The sequence below is a fragment of the Tateyamaria sp. ANG-S1 genome, assembly GCF_000814025.1.
GTDB lineage: Bacteria > Pseudomonadota > Alphaproteobacteria > Rhodobacterales > Rhodobacteraceae > Tateyamaria.
In genome coordinates this window covers 88,825-106,140 of the sequence record NZ_JWLL01000001.1, presented here as the reverse complement: position 1 = coordinate 106,140, position 17,316 = coordinate 88,825, and the positions used below count along the sequence as shown (strand labels likewise).

General features: G+C 62.9%; 16 protein-coding genes. 9 read left to right on the top strand and 7 right to left on the bottom strand.

Features of this window, described 5'->3' with window-relative positions; genetic code table 11:
• Positions 1-58: 58 nt before the first annotated feature.
• The 6 genes from RA29_RS00565 (at position 59) to RA29_RS00535 (ending at position 7,827) form a co-directional block, all read left to right on the top strand.
• A complete protein-coding gene (locus tag RA29_RS00565; RefSeq protein ID WP_241462521.1) occupies positions 59-988 on the top strand; it encodes a phosphate acyltransferase in 930 nt (309 codons plus the stop codon).
• Positions 985-2,055: an acetate kinase gene (locus RA29_RS00560; protein WP_039681909.1), complete on the top strand. Its 1,071-nt coding sequence runs from the start codon at positions 985-987 to the stop codon at positions 2,053-2,055. The genes RA29_RS00565 and RA29_RS00560 overlap by 4 nt, the downstream gene beginning before the upstream one ends.
• Positions 2,056-2,119: 64 nt before the next feature.
• Positions 2,120-3,148 carry a putative sulfate exporter family transporter gene (locus RA29_RS00555; protein ID WP_052249386.1) on the top strand — a complete coding sequence of 343 codons (1,029 nt, stop codon included), beginning with the start codon at positions 2,120-2,122 and terminating at the stop codon, positions 3,146-3,148.
• A gap of 23 nt (positions 3,149-3,171) precedes the next feature.
• The gene (locus RA29_RS00550) at positions 3,172-5,994 is read left to right on the top strand and encodes a molybdopterin oxidoreductase family protein (protein WP_039681905.1); all 2,823 of its coding nucleotides are present in this window, start codon (positions 3,172-3,174) and stop codon (positions 5,992-5,994) included.
• A 202-nt stretch (positions 5,995-6,196) separates the two neighbouring features.
• A complete protein-coding gene (locus tag RA29_RS00540) occupies positions 6,197-6,955 on the top strand; it encodes a 4Fe-4S dicluster domain-containing protein (RefSeq protein WP_039681901.1) in 759 nt (252 codons plus the stop codon).
• Positions 6,955-7,827, top strand: coding sequence for a DmsC/YnfH family molybdoenzyme membrane anchor subunit (locus RA29_RS00535; protein WP_039681899.1), 873 nt, complete (start codon positions 6,955-6,957; stop codon positions 7,825-7,827). The genes RA29_RS00540 and RA29_RS00535 overlap by 1 nt, the downstream gene beginning before the upstream one ends.
• Positions 7,828-7,833: 6 nt before the next feature.
• Here RA29_RS00535 and RA29_RS21690 read toward each other — a convergent pair whose 3' ends face one another.
• Positions 7,834-8,970: a calcium-binding protein gene (locus RA29_RS21690; RefSeq protein WP_052249384.1), complete on the bottom strand. Its 1,137-nt coding sequence runs from the start codon at positions 8,968-8,970 to the stop codon at positions 7,834-7,836.
• Positions 8,971-9,091: 121 nt separating this feature from the next.
• On the bottom strand, positions 9,092-9,964 hold the full coding sequence (gene dapA / locus RA29_RS00525; protein WP_039681898.1) for a 4-hydroxy-tetrahydrodipicolinate synthase: 873 nt from the start codon (positions 9,962-9,964) through the stop codon (positions 9,092-9,094).
• A 138-nt stretch (positions 9,965-10,102) separates the two neighbouring features.
• Here dapA and RA29_RS00520 point away from each other — a divergent pair, with 138 nt between their 5' ends.
• Entirely contained in the window at positions 10,103-12,073 is a 1,971-nt protein-coding gene (locus RA29_RS00520; RefSeq protein ID WP_039682330.1) for a lytic transglycosylase domain-containing protein, read from the top strand.
• Here RA29_RS00520 and RA29_RS00515 read toward each other — a convergent pair.
• A complete protein-coding gene (locus tag RA29_RS00515) occupies positions 12,038-12,868 on the bottom strand; it encodes a DMT family transporter (RefSeq protein ID WP_082029397.1) in 831 nt (276 codons plus the stop codon). The genes RA29_RS00520 and RA29_RS00515 overlap by 36 nt on opposite strands.
• 35 nt (positions 12,869-12,903) lie before the next feature.
• On the bottom strand, positions 12,904-13,566 hold the full coding sequence (gene mnmD, locus RA29_RS00510; protein ID WP_039682328.1) for a tRNA (5-methylaminomethyl-2-thiouridine)(34)-methyltransferase MnmD: 663 nt from the start codon (positions 13,564-13,566) through the stop codon (positions 12,904-12,906).
• A 51-nt stretch (positions 13,567-13,617) separates the two neighbouring features.
• Here mnmD and RA29_RS00505 point away from each other — a divergent pair, with 51 nt between their 5' ends.
• Entirely contained in the window at positions 13,618-14,655 is a 1,038-nt protein-coding gene (locus RA29_RS00505; RefSeq protein ID WP_039681894.1) for an FAD-binding oxidoreductase, read from the top strand.
• Here the strand turns inward: RA29_RS00505 and RA29_RS00500 are convergent.
• Positions 14,652-15,449, bottom strand: coding sequence for a MaoC family dehydratase N-terminal domain-containing protein (locus tag RA29_RS00500; protein WP_039681892.1), 798 nt, complete (start codon positions 15,447-15,449; stop codon positions 14,652-14,654). The genes RA29_RS00505 and RA29_RS00500 overlap by 4 nt on opposite strands.
• Positions 15,450-15,479: 30 nt before the next feature.
• Here RA29_RS00500 and RA29_RS00495 point away from each other — a divergent pair, with 30 nt between their 5' ends.
• Positions 15,480-15,881: a VOC family protein gene (locus RA29_RS00495; RefSeq protein ID WP_039681890.1), complete on the top strand. Its 402-nt coding sequence runs from the start codon at positions 15,480-15,482 to the stop codon at positions 15,879-15,881.
• On the opposite strand, the gene RA29_RS00490 is transcribed toward RA29_RS00495, so the two are convergent.
• Both RA29_RS00490 and RA29_RS00485 read right to left on the bottom strand, forming a co-directional pair.
• Positions 15,878-16,420, bottom strand: coding sequence for an NADPH-dependent FMN reductase (locus tag RA29_RS00490; RefSeq protein WP_039681888.1), 543 nt, complete (start codon positions 16,418-16,420; stop codon positions 15,878-15,880). The two genes, RA29_RS00495 and RA29_RS00490, sit on opposite strands and share 4 nt — an antisense overlap.
• Before the next feature lie 102 nt (positions 16,421-16,522).
• On the bottom strand, positions 16,523-17,185 hold the full coding sequence (locus tag RA29_RS00485; protein ID WP_039681885.1) for an OmpA family protein: 663 nt from the start codon (positions 17,183-17,185) through the stop codon (positions 16,523-16,525).
• Between the last annotated feature and the right edge of the window lie 131 nt (positions 17,186-17,316).

Genomic DNA, 17,316 nt, shown 5'->3' with positions numbered 1-17,316 from the left:
GACCCGAGGGGATGGGCACGCGCCCGTCCCCTCTTTTTCATTTATGAAAGGCGGTTTCGTGCCCCAGTCCTTCCTCTCTGACGCCAATGCCATCGCGCCTGCGCACATCATCGAAATGGCGCAAAAGGCGGCAAGCCCCCGCGTGGCCATCGCCCGCGCCGGTGCGCCCCTGCCCATGCTGGCGGCCAAGGAAGCGACCGAAGCGAACATGATGATCCCGGTCTTCACCGGTGAGCGTCACATGATCGAGGCAGAAGCCGAAAAGCTAAATTGGGACATCTCAGGCTTCGAGTTGATCGAGGCCGAAGGCGAAGCAGCCTCGGGTGCCGCCGCCGCACTGGCCTGCGGTGAAGGCCGCGCCGATGTCCTGATGAAAGGGCAGCTCCATACGGATGCGTTCATGCGCGCCGCCGTGTCCCGTGATGCGGGTCTTCGCACGGGCCGCCGCTTTGTCCACATCTTCCACATCACCACACCGGACGGCACCGGGTCGATCACGATCTCGGACGCTGCCGTGAACGTGACCCCCGACATGGCAACGCGCCAGGACGCAACGGCCGAGGTGGTCAAACTGTTGCACAAGCTGGGCAACGCCCGGCCCAAGGTTGCCTTCCTGTCCGCAACCGAATCCGCCATTGAAAGTGTCCCCTCCTCCATGGACGGGCGGGCGCTGCGCGATTGGGCCGTCGAGAACATCGTGGATGCCGATTTCTCCGGGCCCCTCGCCCTTGACCTCATCATCTCGCCCAAATCCGTGGCGACGAAGAAGATAACTGACGATCCGGTCGCGGGCAAAGCCGACGCGATCATCGTGCCCGACATCGTAGCGGGCAACGCGCTCTTCAAATCTTTTGTTTACCTCGCCGGTGGCTGCGCAGGCGGCATTGTCATGGGGGCCAAGGTCCCGATCCTTCTGACCTCGCGCGCCGATCCACCTGCGGCGCGCCTGTCTTCCGTGGCTCTTGGGGCCATCATGGCTGCCGCATGATCCTCGTCGTCAACGCAGGCTCCTCCTCCATCAAGGTCGCGCTGTTCCAGCCCGACCTGACAGAAGTGATGGCAGGACAAGTGAGCGGCATTGGCGGCGCATTGGCCCATCTTAAGCTGGGTGCAGAAGATCAAAACGTCACAGCGCCCGACCATGACGCGGCGCTGACCACCATCCTCGACAGCCTCGCACGGCAGGGGATTACACCCGACAAGCTGACCGCCGCCGCCCACCGCGTGGTCCATGGCGGCACATCGCTGGTAGACCCAGTGGCTGTGGACGACACTGTCATAGCCGGGATCGAGGCCGCCACACCCCTCGCCCCGCTGCACAACCCCAACAACCTTGCAGGCATTCGCGCGCTGCAAACTCTCGCCCCCGGACTGCCGCAATTTGCCAGCTTCGGCACAGCGTTCCATGCGAACCAGCCAGAGGTTGCGACGACTTACGCTCTGCCACGCGAACCGCGCAGCATGGGCATCCGCCGCTACGGCTTCCACGGCCTCAGCTACGCCTGGATTGTCACGCAGTTCGGTGATGCGTTGCCGGAACGCCTGTTGGCCTTCCACCTCGGATCCGGCGCATCGCTTTGTGCGATCCACAAAGGCATCTCAGTTACCACCTCTATGGGATACTCCCCCCTCGACGGGCTGACCATGGGCACCCGCTCCGGCGCTATCGACGGCATGGCCGTCCTGCGGCTGGCCGAGATCTATGGCGCGGACGAAGCCGCCCACATGCTCAACCACGAAAGCGGCCTGAAGGGTCTGGGCGGCAGCAACGATATGCGCCTGCTGCTGGCCGCAGACACCGACCGCGCCAAGCTGGCCGTCGAGCATTTCTGTTATTGGGCCGCGCGCCATGCCGGGTCTGCCATTGTCGCCATGGGCGGGCTCGATGCTGTCGCCTTCACCGGTGGCGTTGGCGAGAACGCAGAACCCATCCGCGCCCGTATCATGGAACACCTGTCCCTTTTTGGCGATGTTCCAATCCACGTCGTCAAAGCCGACGAAGAACGCCAGATCGCTACGGATGCGCGCGCCCTGATGACAGAGGCCGCGCCATGAAATCCGCAAACGCCAACACCGCTCCAGTCTGCTGCCAGGGCTATAAACAGGAATGCCTTACAGAATGACCGCGACCGGCAGCCCCAACTCGTTTTTCAAAGAGCTCCCTGATCGCGTGCGCGTGCTTTTCCCCGGCGTGCTGGTCGCCATCATCGTCGCCATCACGGCGCAGTTCCTCGCCGACCACTACGACACCCCCGCCATGCTGATGGCGCTGCTTTTGGGCATCGCAGTCGCCTTCCTCGGGGACGAGGGCAAAACGGTGGAAGGCATCGCCTTTTCTGCCCGCACCATCCTACGCCTCGGCATCGCTTTTCTCGGCGTTCGTATCTCGTTCGAACTCATGGCCGGGCTTGGAGTTGAGCTTGTCCTGCTGGTCATCGGCGGCGTCGCCGCCACCATCGCCTTCGGCCTTCTGATCGCGCGCTTCTTCAGTCACGGCTGGCGGTTTGCTTTTCTGACGGCGGGTTCTGTCGCCATCTGCGGCGCCTCGGCTGCACTCGCAATTAGTGCCATCCTGCCCAAAGACGACCGCTCTGAACAGAGGCTGATCTTCACGGTTTTGGGCGTCACCGTCCTGTCGACCATCGCCATGATCGCCTATCCGATCCTCGTGACACAGCTTGGCATGGACGACGTGTCCGGGGGTATTTTCCTCGGGGCCACCATCCACGACGTCGCCCAAGTGGTCGGCGCGGGCTTCTCCATCTCGGAAGAGGCGGGCGACACCGCGACCCTTGTCAAACTGATCCGGGTGTCGATGCTGGCCCCCGTGGTCCTGATCGCCGCCGTTCTCATCCGCTCCTTCGCCGAAGCGCCCGAGGACGGCACGCGCCCCCCGCTTCTGCCGTTCTTCGTGATCGGTTTCCTGGCGCTTGCCACGCTCAATTCCTTCAACCTGATCCCGACCCAGGTCGCCGATCTGATGAGCCAGGCCTCGCGCTGGATGCTCCTGATCGCGATCGCGGCTGTCGGCATGAAAACAAACCTCAAGCGAGTGCTCGCGGTCGGAGGGGCCGCCATTGCGCTGCTTGTCACCGAAACCCTGTTCATCGCAGCACTTATACTTGCAGGGATTTACTATTTAGCCTGACAAACAGGCAGACGGGAGGCCAGATGACATTCCAGCAACCTAAGATCAACACTTCACCCCATGTTTCGGACGAAGTGCGCAAAACCACCTGCTACATGTGCGCCTGCCGCTGCGGGATCAACGTGCATATGAAGGACGGCAAGGTCGCCTATATCGAGGGCAACCGCGACCACCCGGTGAACCAGGGTGTGCTCTGCGCCAAGGGCTCGGCTGGCATCATGCAGGTCAACGCGCCGTCCCGCCTGCGCAAGCCATTGAAGCGCGTCGGCGAGCGAGGCTCCGGCGAGTTCCAGGAGATCGAATGGGACGAGGCGCTGCAAATCGCCACCGACTGGCTGGCCCCCATCCGCAAGGATGACCCCTCCAAACTCGCCTTCTTCACAGGCCGCGACCAATCCCAATCCTTCACGTCCTTCTGGGCGCAAAACTTCGGCACCCCCAACTACGCAGCCCATGGCGGCTTCTGCTCCGTCAACATGGCCGCCGCTGGCATCTACACGATGGGTGGCGCGTTCTGGGAGTTTGGCCAACCCGACTGGGACCACACCAAGCTCTTCATGCTGTTCGGCGTGGCGGAAGACCACGACAGCAACCCGATCAAGATGGGCATCGGCAAGATCAAGGCACGCGGCGCGCGCGTTATCGGCGTGAACCCGATCCGCACCGGCTACAACGCCGTGGCCGACGATTGGGTGGGCATCACGCCCGGCACCGACGGCCTATTCATCCTGTCCCTCGTCCACTGCCTGATGAAAGCAGGCAAGATCGACGTAAACTATCTGGCGCAGTTCACCAACGCGCCCTGCCTGATCAACGGCGATGAGAAGTCCCCCGAATTTGGCCTGCTGCTACGCGACGACAACGGCAAGGAACTTGTGATCGACCGCGCCACAGGCAAGCTGACCCCCTTCGACCAGAAAGGCGTCAAACCCGACCTGACCGCGACCCACCGCCATGCAGGCATCAGCCACCGCACGGTCATGCAGCACATGGCCGAACGCTACCTGTCGGACGAATACGCACCCGAGGCCGTCGCAGACCGCGTCGGCATCTCCGCCAAGCGCATCCGCACGCTGGCGGCGGAAATCGCCCGCGTCGCCTTTGATGAAGCGTTTGAGCTGCAACAGGAATGGACGGACTTCCGCGGCGAAACGCACAAGACAATGCAAGGTCGCCCCGTCTCCTTCCACTCGATGCGCGGCATCTCTGCCCACGCCAATGGCTTCCAGACCTGCCGCGCCCTGCACGTGCTGCAAATCCTGCTGGGCACGGTCGAGGTTCCCGGCGGCTTCCGCTTCAAACCGCCCTACCCCAAACCAGCAACCGCTCACCCCAAACCCCACTGCGGCGTGTCCCCAGACAAGCCTCTCGACGGCCCGCATCTGGGCTTCGTTCACGGCCCCGACGATCTGGCCTTGAAAGAGGACGGCACCCCTGCCCGCATCGACAAGGCATTTTCATGGGAAAACCCCATGTCTGCACACGGGCTGATGCACATGGTGATCTCGAACGCCTACGCAGGCGATCCCTACAAGATCGACACGCTGTTCATGTACATGGCGAACATGTCGTGGAACTCGTCCATGAACACCCGCGGCGTGATCGACATGCTGACGGACAAGGACGAGAACGGCGATTACGTTATCCCCCGCATCATCTACTCGGATGCGTATAGCTCGGAAATGGTCGCCTATGCAGACCTGATCCTGCCCGACACCACATACCTTGAACGACACGACTGCATCTCACTCCTCGACCGCCCGATTTGCGAGGCAGACGCTGCAGCAGACGCCATCCGCTGGCCGGTGATCGAGCCCGACCGCGACGTGCGCGGCTTCCAGTCGGTGCTGTGTGAACTCGGCGCCAAACTCGGCCTGCCCGGCTTCACCAATGACGACGGCAGCCAGAAATACGCCGACTACGGCGACTATATCGTCAACCACGAACGCAAGCCGGGCATCGGCCCCCTCGCCGGCTGGCGCATGGGTGAAGACGGGCTGACCAACGGTCGCGGCGGCATCAACGAAAGCCAGCTCGACAACTATATCGACAATGGCGGCTTCTGGGTTGGCCACATCCCGGACGAAGCACTCTACTACAAACCTTGGAACAGCGCGTACCAGGACTGGGCCGTAGGCATGGGCCTTTTCGACAGCCCGCAACCCTATCTCTTCACGCTCTACGTCGAGCCAATGCGCCGCTTCCAACTCGCAGCCGAAGGGCATGGCGACCGCCAGCCCCCGGATCACCTGCGCGAGCGGATCAAGGCGACAATGGACCCGCTGCCGATCTGGTACGACCCGTCGCCCGACAACCACGGTGATGACTACCCGATCACCGCGCTGACCCAGCGCCCCATGGCCATGTACCACTCCTGGGGCAGCCAGAACGCCTGGCTGCGCCAACTCCACGGCCACAACCCACTCTACTTGCCGACCAAGCTGATGCGCGACAACAACCTGAGCGACGGCGACTGGGCCAAGGTCACGTCTCCCCATGGTGAGATCACCGTACCGGTCCTCGAAATGGCAGCCCTCAACGAAAACACGGTCTGGACCTGGAACGCAATCGGCAAGCGCAAAGGCGCCTGGGCGCTCGACGAAAACGCACCCGAAGCGACCAAAGGTTTCCTGCTGAACCACCTGATCCACGAGTTGCTGCCACCCAAGGGTGACGGCCTCCGCTGGGCCAACTCCGACCCGATCACAGGACAGGCGGCGTGGTTCGACCTCAAGGTGCGCATCGAAAAGGCCGACGCGCCCAGCGAAAGCCAACCCGCGATGGAGCCGATCAAATCCCCGGTGGGCAAAGGTCCAATGCAACTGGCATGGAAGGTCGGCAAATGACCCCCATCCAGCGCACCCTGCTCGCCATCGCGGCTTTGGTCGCCATCGCAGTGGGCACATTCATCTATTTCATCGCAAACTGGGACGCTTCCAAAGCCGAACCGATCGGATCAATGGACAGCACATCCCCCTTCCCTGTTTCAAAAAAATCCCGGGGTCTGGGGAAGAGCCCCAGTCCAACCGCTCAGCCAGGACATCCCGCATGACCCAGCTCCCCCAATCCACCGAACGTAAACTCGGCCTCGTCATTGACCTCGATACTTGCGTGGGCTGCCATGCCTGCGTGATCTCGTGCAAAGGCTGGAACACCGAAAACTACGGTGCGCCGCTCGCTGACACGGATGCATATGGGAGTGACCCCTCCGGCACCTTCCTAAACCGCGTGCACAGTTTCGAGGTGCAACCGGCCCAAGGCGAAGCGCAACTCATCCACTTTCCCAAATCCTGCCTGCATTGCGAGGACGCACCCTGCGTCACGGTCTGCCCGACAGGCGCCAGCTACAAGCGCACAGAAGACGGCATCGTGCTGGTGAATGAGTCGGACTGCATCGGCTGCGGCCTCTGCGCCTGGGCCTGCCCCTATGGTGCGCGCGAGATGGACGCAGTGGAAAAGGTGATGAAAAAATGCACCCTCTGCGTGGACCGCATCTACAACGAAAACCTGCCCGAGGAAGACCGCGAACCGGCCTGCGTGCGGACCTGCCCCGCAGGCGCACGCCACTTCGGTGACTTCGCGGACCCCGAAAGCAACGTATCGAAGCTCACCGCCGAACGCGGCGGCATGGACCTGATGCCCGAACAGGGCACCAAGCCCGTCAACAAGTACCTGCCGCCCCGGCCCAAGGACACGCTGTCCGAGGGCGCGGGCGACATCGACATCCTTGCCCCCTACCTCGAACCCGTCGCACAGGAAGCCGCAGGCTTCCTTGGCTGGCTCGACAAGACGTTGGAGAAACTCTGATGCATCCCGCACCCTCCGTTATTTTCTTCACGGTCTTTTCCGGCATCGGCTTTGGTCTCCTGACCTTCCTCGGCCTCGGCTACCCGGCGGTCACCGGTTGGTCTGCCTTCGCCTTCTTCGTGATCGCCTATCTTTGCGCGGTCGGCGGGCTGATCTCGTCCACCTTCCACTTGGGCCACCCGGAACGCGCACTCAAAGCCTTCACTCAATGGCAATCGTCCTGGCTCAGCCGCGAGGGCATCTGTGCGGTCGTCGCCCTGATCCTCATGGCGCTCTATGGCGCGGGGCTGGTATTCTTCGGCCAGCGCTGGGGGCTGTTGGGCGTCATCGGGTCGTTCTTCTCACTCATGACGGTCTTCACGACCTCCATGATCTACGCCCAGCTCAAAACCATCCCGCGCTGGAACTCACCCCTAACGCCTGCCATGTTCCTCAGCTTTTCGCTTGCAGGTGGCGCGCTGCTTGCGGGTCAGGTCACATGGGCCATGGCCCTCATCGCCATATCTGGCGTCATTCAGGTGGTGCTGTGGATGCAGGGCGACGGCGCGCTCAAGGGCTCAGGCACCACGCTGGCAACCGCCACGGGCCTTGGCACGAACGGTAGCGTCCGCGCGTTCGAGCCACCGCACACCGGCACTAACTATCTGCTCAAGGAATTCGCCTATGTCGTGGGGCGCAAGCACAGCGTCAAGCTGCGTGCGATCTCGTTCGTGCTGATGGTGGTGCTGCCGGTCCTGCTACTGGCGCTGCCCTTCTCGCACTGGATCGCGCTTGTGGCCGTGGTCAGCTACGTCGCAGGCACACTCGCCTCGCGCTGGCTGTTCTTTGCAGAGGCCGAGCACGTGGTCGGCCTCTACTATGGCAAAAGGTAGCGCGGTCTAGGCGACCGCCTGCGCCAACATCTCGTCCAGTGTGGTCGCATCAATCACGGTGAGTTCCAGCACAGTGGTCTCATCTTCGATGCCAAACACGGACGCGATGTTGCGCGGACCCAGTTCATCTTCAACGATCAATTCGATGCTGTTGGTGTCCGGGCTAAAGCGCTGAACGATGTCTTCCGGCGCATTCGGACCCAACTCGCTGGCTGCAATCACGATCGTGTCTTCGCTGGCGTCGTAGTCCAGAATGTTGACCGGTCCACCGCGCTCGCGTTCATCCACGATGAACTCGTCTTCGCCTTCACCACCAAGAACGTCCGCGTTCGGCCCGCCGACGATGGTATCGTTGCCGTCATCGCCAGATGCCTGGTTGACGCCACCAGCAATCAGATCGTCGCCAGACCCGCCCTCGACACTCAGCGCTGGCCCGACGATCACGTCGTCGCCCCCGTCGCCGGAAATCTCAAGCGCAGGTGTTTCATCCGACACGTTGTCCACGGTCAGCACGTCGTTGCCTTGGCCGCCACTGATGATGTCAAGCGATGAACCGCTGATCGTATCGTGCCCGTTCTGACCGAACAGCAAATCGGTGTTCACACCTGGCGCACCATCGTCCGATTCCATGATCAGGTCATTGCCGGACCCGCCCCTGACCGTGTCCGCATCCGGGCCACCGCTTAAAGTATCGGCGCCGGGTCCGCCGTTCAGCGTGTCGAACCCAAGGCCGCCGTCCAGAGAATCCTGCCCCAGATCACCGAACACAAGATCATTGCCGGCCTCGCCAAAGATGTCGTCGTCGTTTTGCGCGCCGCGCAGGTCATCGTCACCGGTTCCGCCAAAGATCGTGTCGTTGTCTTGCGAGCCTTGAATGTCATCATCGCCTTCGCCACCGAACAAAAGATCGTCGCCGCGTTGGCCGGTGATTGTGTCGTTGCCGGCGCCTCCGTCGATTGTGTCGTCGTCAGCAGTTCCGATGATGGTGTCGTCGTCGTCAGTCGCAACAAAGGTTGCCACGCCGGCAAGGCCGACGAGTGATAGTAAAAACAGCATTGTAACCCCCAGGTTTGTACCGGTCGGGACGGTACCACGTGCGCCAAACGAAACAACGCGCACGACCACATTTTTGACATAATTCATGGAAACAGATCGTTTCCATGTTGCGGAAAAATGACGACGGGTCCGTACGTAACACGCACAGACCCGTCACTTTCTACCCCAGAGTGAATTTGCGGAGAGCGCGCACTACGCGCAGCGGTCCTTAGATCAAACCGGCGTGCTCAAGGGCGGCATCCACCTTCGCCTTGGTGTCGTCCGCAAGGCAGGTCAAAGGCAAACGCACCTCATCCGAACATAGGCCCAGACGGGACATAGCATACTTCGCGCCCACCAGCCCCGGCTCGGTAAAGATCGCCTTGTGCAGCGGCATCACCTTGTCCTGGATCTCTAGCGCCTTGGCATAGTCACCGGCCAGACAGGCCTCCTGCATCTGACTCAGCAGCCTTGGCGCCGCGTTGGCGGTGACCGAGATACAGCCGACGCCACCCTGTGCGTTGAATCCGTGTGCCGTCGCATCCTCTCCCGACAGCTGGATGAAATCGGGACCACAGGCCATGCGCTGATCACACACACGGGCCAGATCACCGGTCGCGTCCTTTACCCCGACGATACGGGGCAGTTTGGCAAGCTCCGCCATCGTGTCGGGCGTCATGTCGATGACAGACCGGCCGGGAATATTGTAGATGATGATCGGAATGTCGGCGCAATCATGCAGCGCCGTGAAATGGGCGATCAGACCGCGCTGCGTCGGCTTGTTGTAGTAGGGCGTCACGACCAGCGCCGCGTCGGCACCGATCTTGGCGGCGTACTCGACGAACCGAATGGCCTCGACCGTGTTGTTCGACCCGGCCCCGGCAATCACCGGAATGCGGCCAGCGGCGGCCTTCACCACCGTCTCGATGACGGTCTCGTGTTCATCATGGGTCAACGTCGGGCTTTCGCCGGTGGTGCCCACGGGCACCAGCCCGTGCGATCCTTCGCCCACATGCCACTCAACCAGTTTCTTGAGTGTTTCCAGATCCAAAGCGCCGTTACGAAACGGCGTGACGAGGGCAGGCATAGAACCTTTGAACATTCTCACGCTCCTTTTTTACGTGTGGCAGGCAGAGGGCCTGGGATGAATTTTGCATATGTCCGGAAACGTGAGTTGAAACCCCGCACACCGTACATATGCTCAGAGGCTCTAGCCACGCGCCGCAAGGAATTGCAAGAGATGAGCCGGATTGCCCTCGCCTTTGTCCTGCTTTTTGTGTCGGTTGTGGCTGCGACGGCAGAACGGCCCCGTCCCCTTGGCTGGGCGCTGGACGCAATGCGAAGCGGCAGTTGGGACAACGCGGCAAAGATCGCCGCCCGCGACGGCGACGTGGCCGCCGACATCATCGAATGGCACCGCCTGCGCGCCGGGCGCGGCACCTATCAAGAGGTCATCGATTTCCTTGACCGCCGCCCCGACTGGCCGGGTGAAGCGCTGTTGCGTCAGCGCTCGGAAAAGGCAGTGGCAAGCGCACCGGACGCAACCCGCCTGTCATTCTTTGCAAAGGTCGGGCCACAAACACCTGAAGGGGTTCTGGCCCATGCCGCCGCTCTCACACGCGCAGGCCGCACCGGAGAGGCCGAGGCCAACATCGTCCTCGCATGGCGCACCATGCCCATGGACAGCGACACCCAAGGCCGATTCATCGCCACCTATGGCGATCTTCTGAAACCACATCACAATGCCCGCCTCGACGCGCTCTTGTGGTCACGTGACCTGACCAGCGCCCGGCGCATGTTCCGCCTGGTGGGTGAGGACCGCGTCGCGCTGGCCGAGGCGCGTATCGGGCTGCGCGCCCTTGCCGACAACGTGGACGCGCTGATCGGTGCTGTGCCCGACGCTCTGCAAAACGATCCGGGGCTCGCCCGCGACCGCTTTGAATGGCGCGTGCGCAAGGGCCGCTGGGACGACGCCAAAGCGCTGCTCATGGACCGCTCTCGCTCCGTCGAAGCCCTCGGCCAGCCCGAGGACTGGGCCAACCGCCGCCGCGCGCTCGCCCGCGATGAAATGCGCGATGGCGATGCAGCCCGCGCCTATCAACTCGCCGCCCGGCACTTCCTGAGCGAAGGGTCAGCCTATGCCGATCTCGAATGGCTGTCGGGATATATCGCGCTGCGCAAACTTCAGGACCCGGAGGTTGCCCTCGATCACTTCCAGAACCACCGTGACGCCACCCGCTCGCCAATCTCGCGCGGGCGCGCAGGCTACTGGATCGGCCGCGCGCACGAGGCGATGGGAAACAGCGAACAGGCCAGCGCCGCCTATGCAGAGGGCGCGCAATACCAGACCTCGTTCTATGGGCTTCTGGCTGCGGAACGTGGCGCACTGCCCATCGACCCCCTGCTCGACGGATCAGAAACCTTCTCCCCCGGCCAAGACACCCGGCTCACGGAAATTGACCTCTACGAAGCGGGCCTGCTCCTGCAAGCCTCGGGCGAGGTCAGCCTCGCTGAACGCTTCTGGACGCACCTCGCCGAACGCCTTGACCGCAATGCGGCGGGCTACCTCGGCCATGTGGCGATCGCCGCGGGTCAACCCCATCTGGCCGTGATGATCGGCAAACGGGTGGCACAGCGCGGCATCACCCTGCACGCGCCATACTATCCGCTGCACCCGCTGGCAGATGCAGATCTACCGATGGCGCCGGAAATGAACCTCGCCATCGCCCGACGCGAAAGCGAGTTCGACCCCGTTGTCCAATCCGGCGCAGGCGCGCTTGGGCTGATGCAGGTGATGCCGGGGACGGGCCGGGACGTGGCCTCTGACCTGGGGCTGTCCGCCGATCATACGACGGCACGCCTCATCTCCGACCCGGCCTACAACGCGCGGCTCGGGGCGACCTATCTCAGCCAGCTCGCGCGCCGCTTCAACGGCAACTTGGTCCTGATGTCCGCAGCCTACAACGCTGGCCCCTCCCGCCCCGATCAATGGATGCTACGCCTCGGCGATCCGCGCCGCGGGACAGAAGATTTCGACGTCATCGACTGGATCGAACACATCCCCTTCCGCGAGACGCGCAACTACGTCATGCGCGTCACCGAAAGCCTGCCCATCTACCGCGCCCGTCTGGGCCAGGACCCGTTGCCGATCCCGTTCTCAGAAGAACTCGTCGGCTCAACCCTTCTGTCGTTCGCGCCACAAGGTGAATAGCCCCGCCGCCACGATAATGCTCGCGCCGATGATGACGTTGAACTCCAACACCTCGCCAAAGACGCTGATGCCAACCAACGCAGCAAAGACCATCTGGAAATAGGCAAAGGGCTGCACAGCACTCGCTTCCGCCACCTCATAGGTGCGGATCAGCAGCCAGTGCCCCAACACCCCCGTCAGACACAGCGCCCACATCAAAACCCAGTCGATCCCCGTCATCGGCTCCCAAAACCAGATACCGACGCAAGTCATCCCAACGGCACCCACGGTCCCCGTCCAGAAAAAGCTGGTCGCCGTGCTGTCCTCTCGCGCCACGTATCGTGTCAGAAGGCCGTAAATGGCAAACATGATGGCCGAGGCCAGCGGAATGACAACGGCGGGATCAAACACGCCCAAACCGGGCCGCAAAATGATCAGAACACCGATAAAGCCCACACCAATCGCAGCCCACCGCCGCCAACCCACACGCTCGCCCAGGATCGGTCCGGAGAGCGCCGCAACAAGCAGCGGATAGGCGGCAAAGACGGCGTGGCTCTCGACCAAGCCCAAAATGGTAAAGGCGGTCACCATCACGCAAATCTCAGCAGCCAGCAGCAGCCCCCGCAGCCCCTGCACCACCGGTTGCTGCGTCTGCGCCGCCGCACGTAAGCCCCCTGCCTTGCGCGCGGCCACGCTGATGACAAAGGCGGCAAAGAACCAGTACCGGATCATCACCACCATGAAGACGTTGTATTCGGCAGCCAAATGGCGCGAGATGCCATCCTGTGCCGCAAACACCAACGACACGGTGACCATGAGTGCAATGCCTTGTTGGGTGTTGTTGCCCTGGCTCACCCCAAAACGCCCCGCGTCATATGCCGCTTGCGACCAAAGCCGGGCACACGGGTGACAGCGAACCCTGCTTCCTCCAGCCCCCGCCGCACAAAGCCTGCGGCAGTGTAGGTCGCCACCGTACCGCCCGGCGCGCTATGCCGCGCGACCTCAGCCATAAGGTCCGCGCCCCAAAGCTCCGGGTTCTTCGCAGGCGAAAACCCATCCAGAAACCACGCATCCGCCTTGCCGTCCCAAGCCGCGAGGGTCTCCCGCGCATCGCCCTCAATCACGGTCAACGCTGCCTCGTCAAACTCCGCCGACCCGCCGCCAGCAGCGATCAATTGCTCAGCCAAATCCGCCACCTCAGGAAACGCCGCCAGAGCCTTCTCCATCTCCGACACATCCATCGGAAACGCCTCGAAACTGGTGAACCTGAACCGCCCCGGCACCCCAGCATCCCGCCACGCCGCCCAAGCCGTCAGAAAGTTCAGGCCCGTCCCAAACCCCAGCTCCGCAATATGAAATCCATCCACAAACCGCGCAGGCAGGTCATTGCCTGCCAAAAACACATGCCGCGTCTCGGCCAGTCCGTCCTCAAGCGAAAAATACGGATCGTCAAAGCGCACCGACACCGGCACGCGCCCCTCGCGCCACTCAAGCTCTGCCCGCTGGTCCTGCATCATCCGCCCCTGTAAAGGATGTCGCGGCGACCTTGGCGAAAGGCATCTGGAATGGCAACGGCAGACATCACCGTCCGCGGCGCAGGTATCTTTGGCCTGTCCATCGCATGGGTGCTCGCGCGCCGTGGCGCCAAGTTGCAGGTGATCGACCCGCATGGCCTCGGCTCAGGGGCATCAGGCGGCATCGTCGGCGCCCTCGCCCCCCATGTCCCGGAAAACTGGAACCCGAAAAAGCAGTTCCAACTGGAAAGCCTCCTTATGGCCGAAGCCTTCTGGACCGAGGTCGAGGCCGCAGGCGGGAGGTCCCCCGGCTACACACGCACAGGCCGTTGCCAACCCATCGCGGATGACGCGGCGCTCGCCCTCGCAAACAGGCGCAGCGAAACGGCCAAAGACCTATGGGGCGACGCGGCGACATGGACGGTCCGCCCCATCGCGAACCCCAAATGGGCCGCAAACAGCCCCACCAGCATGGAAATCTTCGACACGCTCAGCGCCCGCGCCCACCCGCGCCAAGCCTGTCAGGCGCTCGCCGCAGCCCTCAAGACGCACGGCGTAGACATCCAGACCCAAGGCCCGGACACCGACATCACCATCCATGCCACAGGCGTCGCGGGCCTCGACGCGCTCAACGCCCAAAACCCCCGCATGGTCGGTGCGGGGATCAAAGGCCAAGCTGCCCTCCTAGACTTTGCGGCCCCCAACGCGCCGCAACTCTTCGCGGATACGCTGCACATCATCCCGCACGCCGACGGCACAACCGCCATCGGCTCCACAACTGAGCGGGAGTATGACGACCCGACCACGACAGACGCGCAGCTCGATGACATCATTGCCCGCGCTCGGGCGGCCGTCCCTGCACTTCAGGATGCCAAGGTTATCGCCAGATGGGCAGGCCTCCGCCCCCGCTCCCGCAGCCGCGCACCCATGCTCGGCCCATGGCCCGACCGGCCCGGGCACTTCATCGCCAACGGCGGGTTCAAGATCGGCTTCGGCATGGCCCCGAAAGTCGCCCACACAATGGCCGACCTGATCCTCGACGGTCGCGACACGATCCCGAAAGGGTTCGAGGTCGGCGCCTCCCTCTAGGCCTCCGCCTCCATACACAGCCGCCCATCCGGCCCACGCACCCACAGCGCCCGCCCTTTCCGGCAAAACGTGCCTACCTCATGGTGCATCAACGGCGACGTCGCCCGAAACCGGAAGCGCTCCAGCGACCCCAAAGCCGCCTCCGCCATCAACATCAAATGCTGGGCCAAAAGCGGCCCATGCACAACCAACCCTTCATAACCCTCAACCGCACGGGCATAGGGCTGGTCATAGTGAATCCGGTGCCCGTTGAAGGTCAGCGCCGAATACCGAAAGAGCAGCGTCGCATCAAAAGACCGCTCCACCGCATCCTCCTCATCCACCGCAGCCAAGGGCGGCACCGGACGCGGCGCCCCCAGATCAGGATCCTCGCGATAAACCAGATCCTGCCGCTCCGACACGCACAGCGTCCCACCCTGCCAAATCTCATGGCGCAAGGTGACAAAGGCCAGCGGCCCCGTCCGCCCCTCCTTGCGCACGACGTTCTCACACACAGTCACCCGCTCGGCCTGCGCTCCAAGCCGCAAAGGTGCATGAAATGCCAACCGCCCCCCGGCCCACATCCGGCGCGGCAGACCCATGTCGGGGATCACCCCGCCCACTTTCGGGTGCCCATCGCGGCCCAGACCCTCAGGTGGTTCAGGCGACCAGAAATACAGCTGGTGAAAAAACGGCGGCAGCGCATCACCCGCCTGCAGTTTCGGCTCACTGCCCAACGTAACCTGCATCGCTTGCGCACGCGCAGGGTCCATCACATCGCTTTGACGAAGCTCAAGTTCAGGGTCATGGTCCATACGCCGGACCATGGGGCAGGAGGATGCAAATTGGAACAGCCGACGCTCACGTCACTCGATCACCTTGTCCTGACGGTGCAGGACATCGACGCGACCATTACCTTCTACACAACCGTTCTCGGCATGACGCATATGCTCTTCCAGGTGGCCGACGGCTCCACCCGGCACGCGCTCGCCTTCGGCCAGCACAAGATCAACCTGCACCAGGCCGACAACACCTTCGACCCCAAAGCAGCGCACCCGACCAAGGGCAGCGCAGATCTCTGCTTGCTGACAGACACGCCGCTCACTGACTGGCAAGCGCATTTCGCAAGCACAGACACAAACATCGAAGACGGCCCCGTCCCCCGCTCGGGCGCGCAATTCCCGATCCTGTCGCTCTACATCCGCGACCCCGACGGCAACCTGATCGAGATCAGCACGCGGGCCTAGCGCCCAATCTCAGCCCGCAGCGCCTCCATCAACGCGGTCAGCTCACGCACGTAGATCTCACCGGTTAAACGCCCGTTCTCGTCAAATTCCTTGCTCGACCCGGCCAAATGAATCTCCGGCCCCTGCAAAATCCGCGGCCGGAACGGCACCATGCAGGCGCGCAGGATCATCTGCGCCCGCTCGCCTCCGGCCCGACCGGCAGCGGCAGACATCACGGCAACAGGCTTGCCCGTCCAAGGGCGACCCTCAACCCGGCTCACCCAATCCAAGGCGTTCTTCAGCACACCGGGAGGAGCTTTGTTATACTCTGGCGTCGAAATAATGACCGCATCGGCCTCCGCAATCTGCTTAGCCATCACCTGCGTGGGCTCGGGCACGCCCTCGACAGCCTCCAGATCACCGTCATAGAGCGGCATCCGCAGATCCGCCTCATTGAACGTACACTCGCCAAACAGCCGGGCCGCCTCGCGCATCAGTTTGGTGTTGGTCGCGTCCTTGCGCAAAGACCCAGAAATCCCCAGCAAAATTGGCACAGTCATAATCCGTCCTTCATTCTCAACCGCCCTTCAGAATGGCGCGTTCCCCCCACAAAGCAAGAGGCCCCGGCGATGAACCGGGGCCTCTGACATCTGTTATCCACCTTATGCCGGGTTCGGCAGGATCACGATCTCCACCCGGCGGTTCTGCTGCTTGCCCGCCGCCGTCGCGTTGGTGGCAATCGGCTGGCTCTCGCCCCGGCCAAAGGCCTGGATCCGGTTGAACGGCACACCCTGATTGATCAACACATCCGAGACGGCATTCGCGCGGCGCTCGGACAGTTGCTGGTTGAACGCTGCATCGCCGTCGCTGTCCGTGTGCCCGATGATCTGCACTGTCGAATTCGGGTAGCGTTCAAGGCTGCGGGCCAGCGCCGCCATGTCCGCACTCAGTCCCGGACGAACGGTAAAGCTGTTCACGGCAAACAGGATCGCCTCGGGGAAGGACACGATCAACCGGTCGCCCGTGTTGGTGATGGTCACGCCGCTGGCCAGCTCGCGGCGCAACTCGGCTTCCTGCTGGTCGAGGTCATAACCGATGGCACCACCGATCAGCCCCCCGGCAACGGCACCGGCGACGGCCGCCTCGCGGTCACCCAGCACGGCACCCAGAACCGCGCCAGACGCGGCCCCGATGGCTGCACCGCGGTTGCGATTGTCATTGATGCGTTCGCCGCTCGGCCCGGTGGTGCCCAACGCATTGGGATCTGTACACGCGCTCAGCGCGGCAATGGTGCCGATGGCGAAAACGACTGGGGATTTAAGCATATCTCTGTATCCTACTGCCTTCCAAAGCGGGGGCGTGTTCGGGCACGCACCCTTATCATGGACGCAAGATAGGCAGCAAAAGTTCCCAGAAATAGGGGGAAAATGCGGTCAGCAACATCCCGCGCACACTT

Excerpts from the sequence above, each read along its gene's own strand:
- RA29_RS00560 (WP_039681909.1), top strand. The coding sequence starts at position 985 with ATGATCCTCGTCGTCAACGCAGGCTCCTCCTCCATCAAGGTCGCGCTG.
- RA29_RS00555 (WP_052249386.1), top strand. The coding sequence starts at position 2,120 with ATGACCGCGACCGGCAGCCCCAACTCGTTTTTCAAAGAGCTCCCTGAT.
- RA29_RS00550 (WP_039681905.1), top strand. The coding sequence starts at position 3,172 with ATGACATTCCAGCAACCTAAGATCAACACTTCACCCCATGTTTCGGAC.
- RA29_RS00540 (WP_039681901.1), top strand. The coding sequence starts at position 6,197 with ATGACCCAGCTCCCCCAATCCACCGAACGTAAACTCGGCCTCGTCATT.
- RA29_RS00535 (WP_039681899.1), top strand. The coding sequence starts at position 6,955 with ATGCATCCCGCACCCTCCGTTATTTTCTTCACGGTCTTTTCCGGCATC.
- RA29_RS21690 (WP_052249384.1), bottom strand. The coding sequence starts at position 8,970 with ATGAATTATGTCAAAAATGTGGTCGTGCGCGTTGTTTCGTTTGGCGCA.
- dapA (WP_039681898.1), bottom strand. The coding sequence starts at position 9,964 with ATGTTCAAAGGTTCTATGCCTGCCCTCGTCACGCCGTTTCGTAACGGC.
- RA29_RS00520 (WP_039682330.1), top strand. The coding sequence starts at position 10,103 with ATGAGCCGGATTGCCCTCGCCTTTGTCCTGCTTTTTGTGTCGGTTGTG.
- RA29_RS00515 (WP_082029397.1), bottom strand. The coding sequence starts at position 12,868 with ATGGTCACCGTGTCGTTGGTGTTTGCGGCACAGGATGGCATCTCGCGC.
- mnmD (WP_039682328.1), bottom strand. The coding sequence starts at position 13,566 with ATGCAGGACCAGCGGGCAGAGCTTGAGTGGCGCGAGGGGCGCGTGCCG.
- RA29_RS00505 (WP_039681894.1), top strand. The coding sequence starts at position 13,618 with ATGGCAACGGCAGACATCACCGTCCGCGGCGCAGGTATCTTTGGCCTG.
- RA29_RS00500 (WP_039681892.1), bottom strand. The coding sequence starts at position 15,449 with ATGGACCATGACCCTGAACTTGAGCTTCGTCAAAGCGATGTGATGGAC.
- RA29_RS00490 (WP_039681888.1), bottom strand. The coding sequence starts at position 16,420 with ATGACTGTGCCAATTTTGCTGGGGATTTCTGGGTCTTTGCGCAAGGAC.
- RA29_RS00485 (WP_039681885.1), bottom strand. The coding sequence starts at position 17,185 with ATGCTTAAATCCCCAGTCGTTTTCGCCATCGGCACCATTGCCGCGCTG.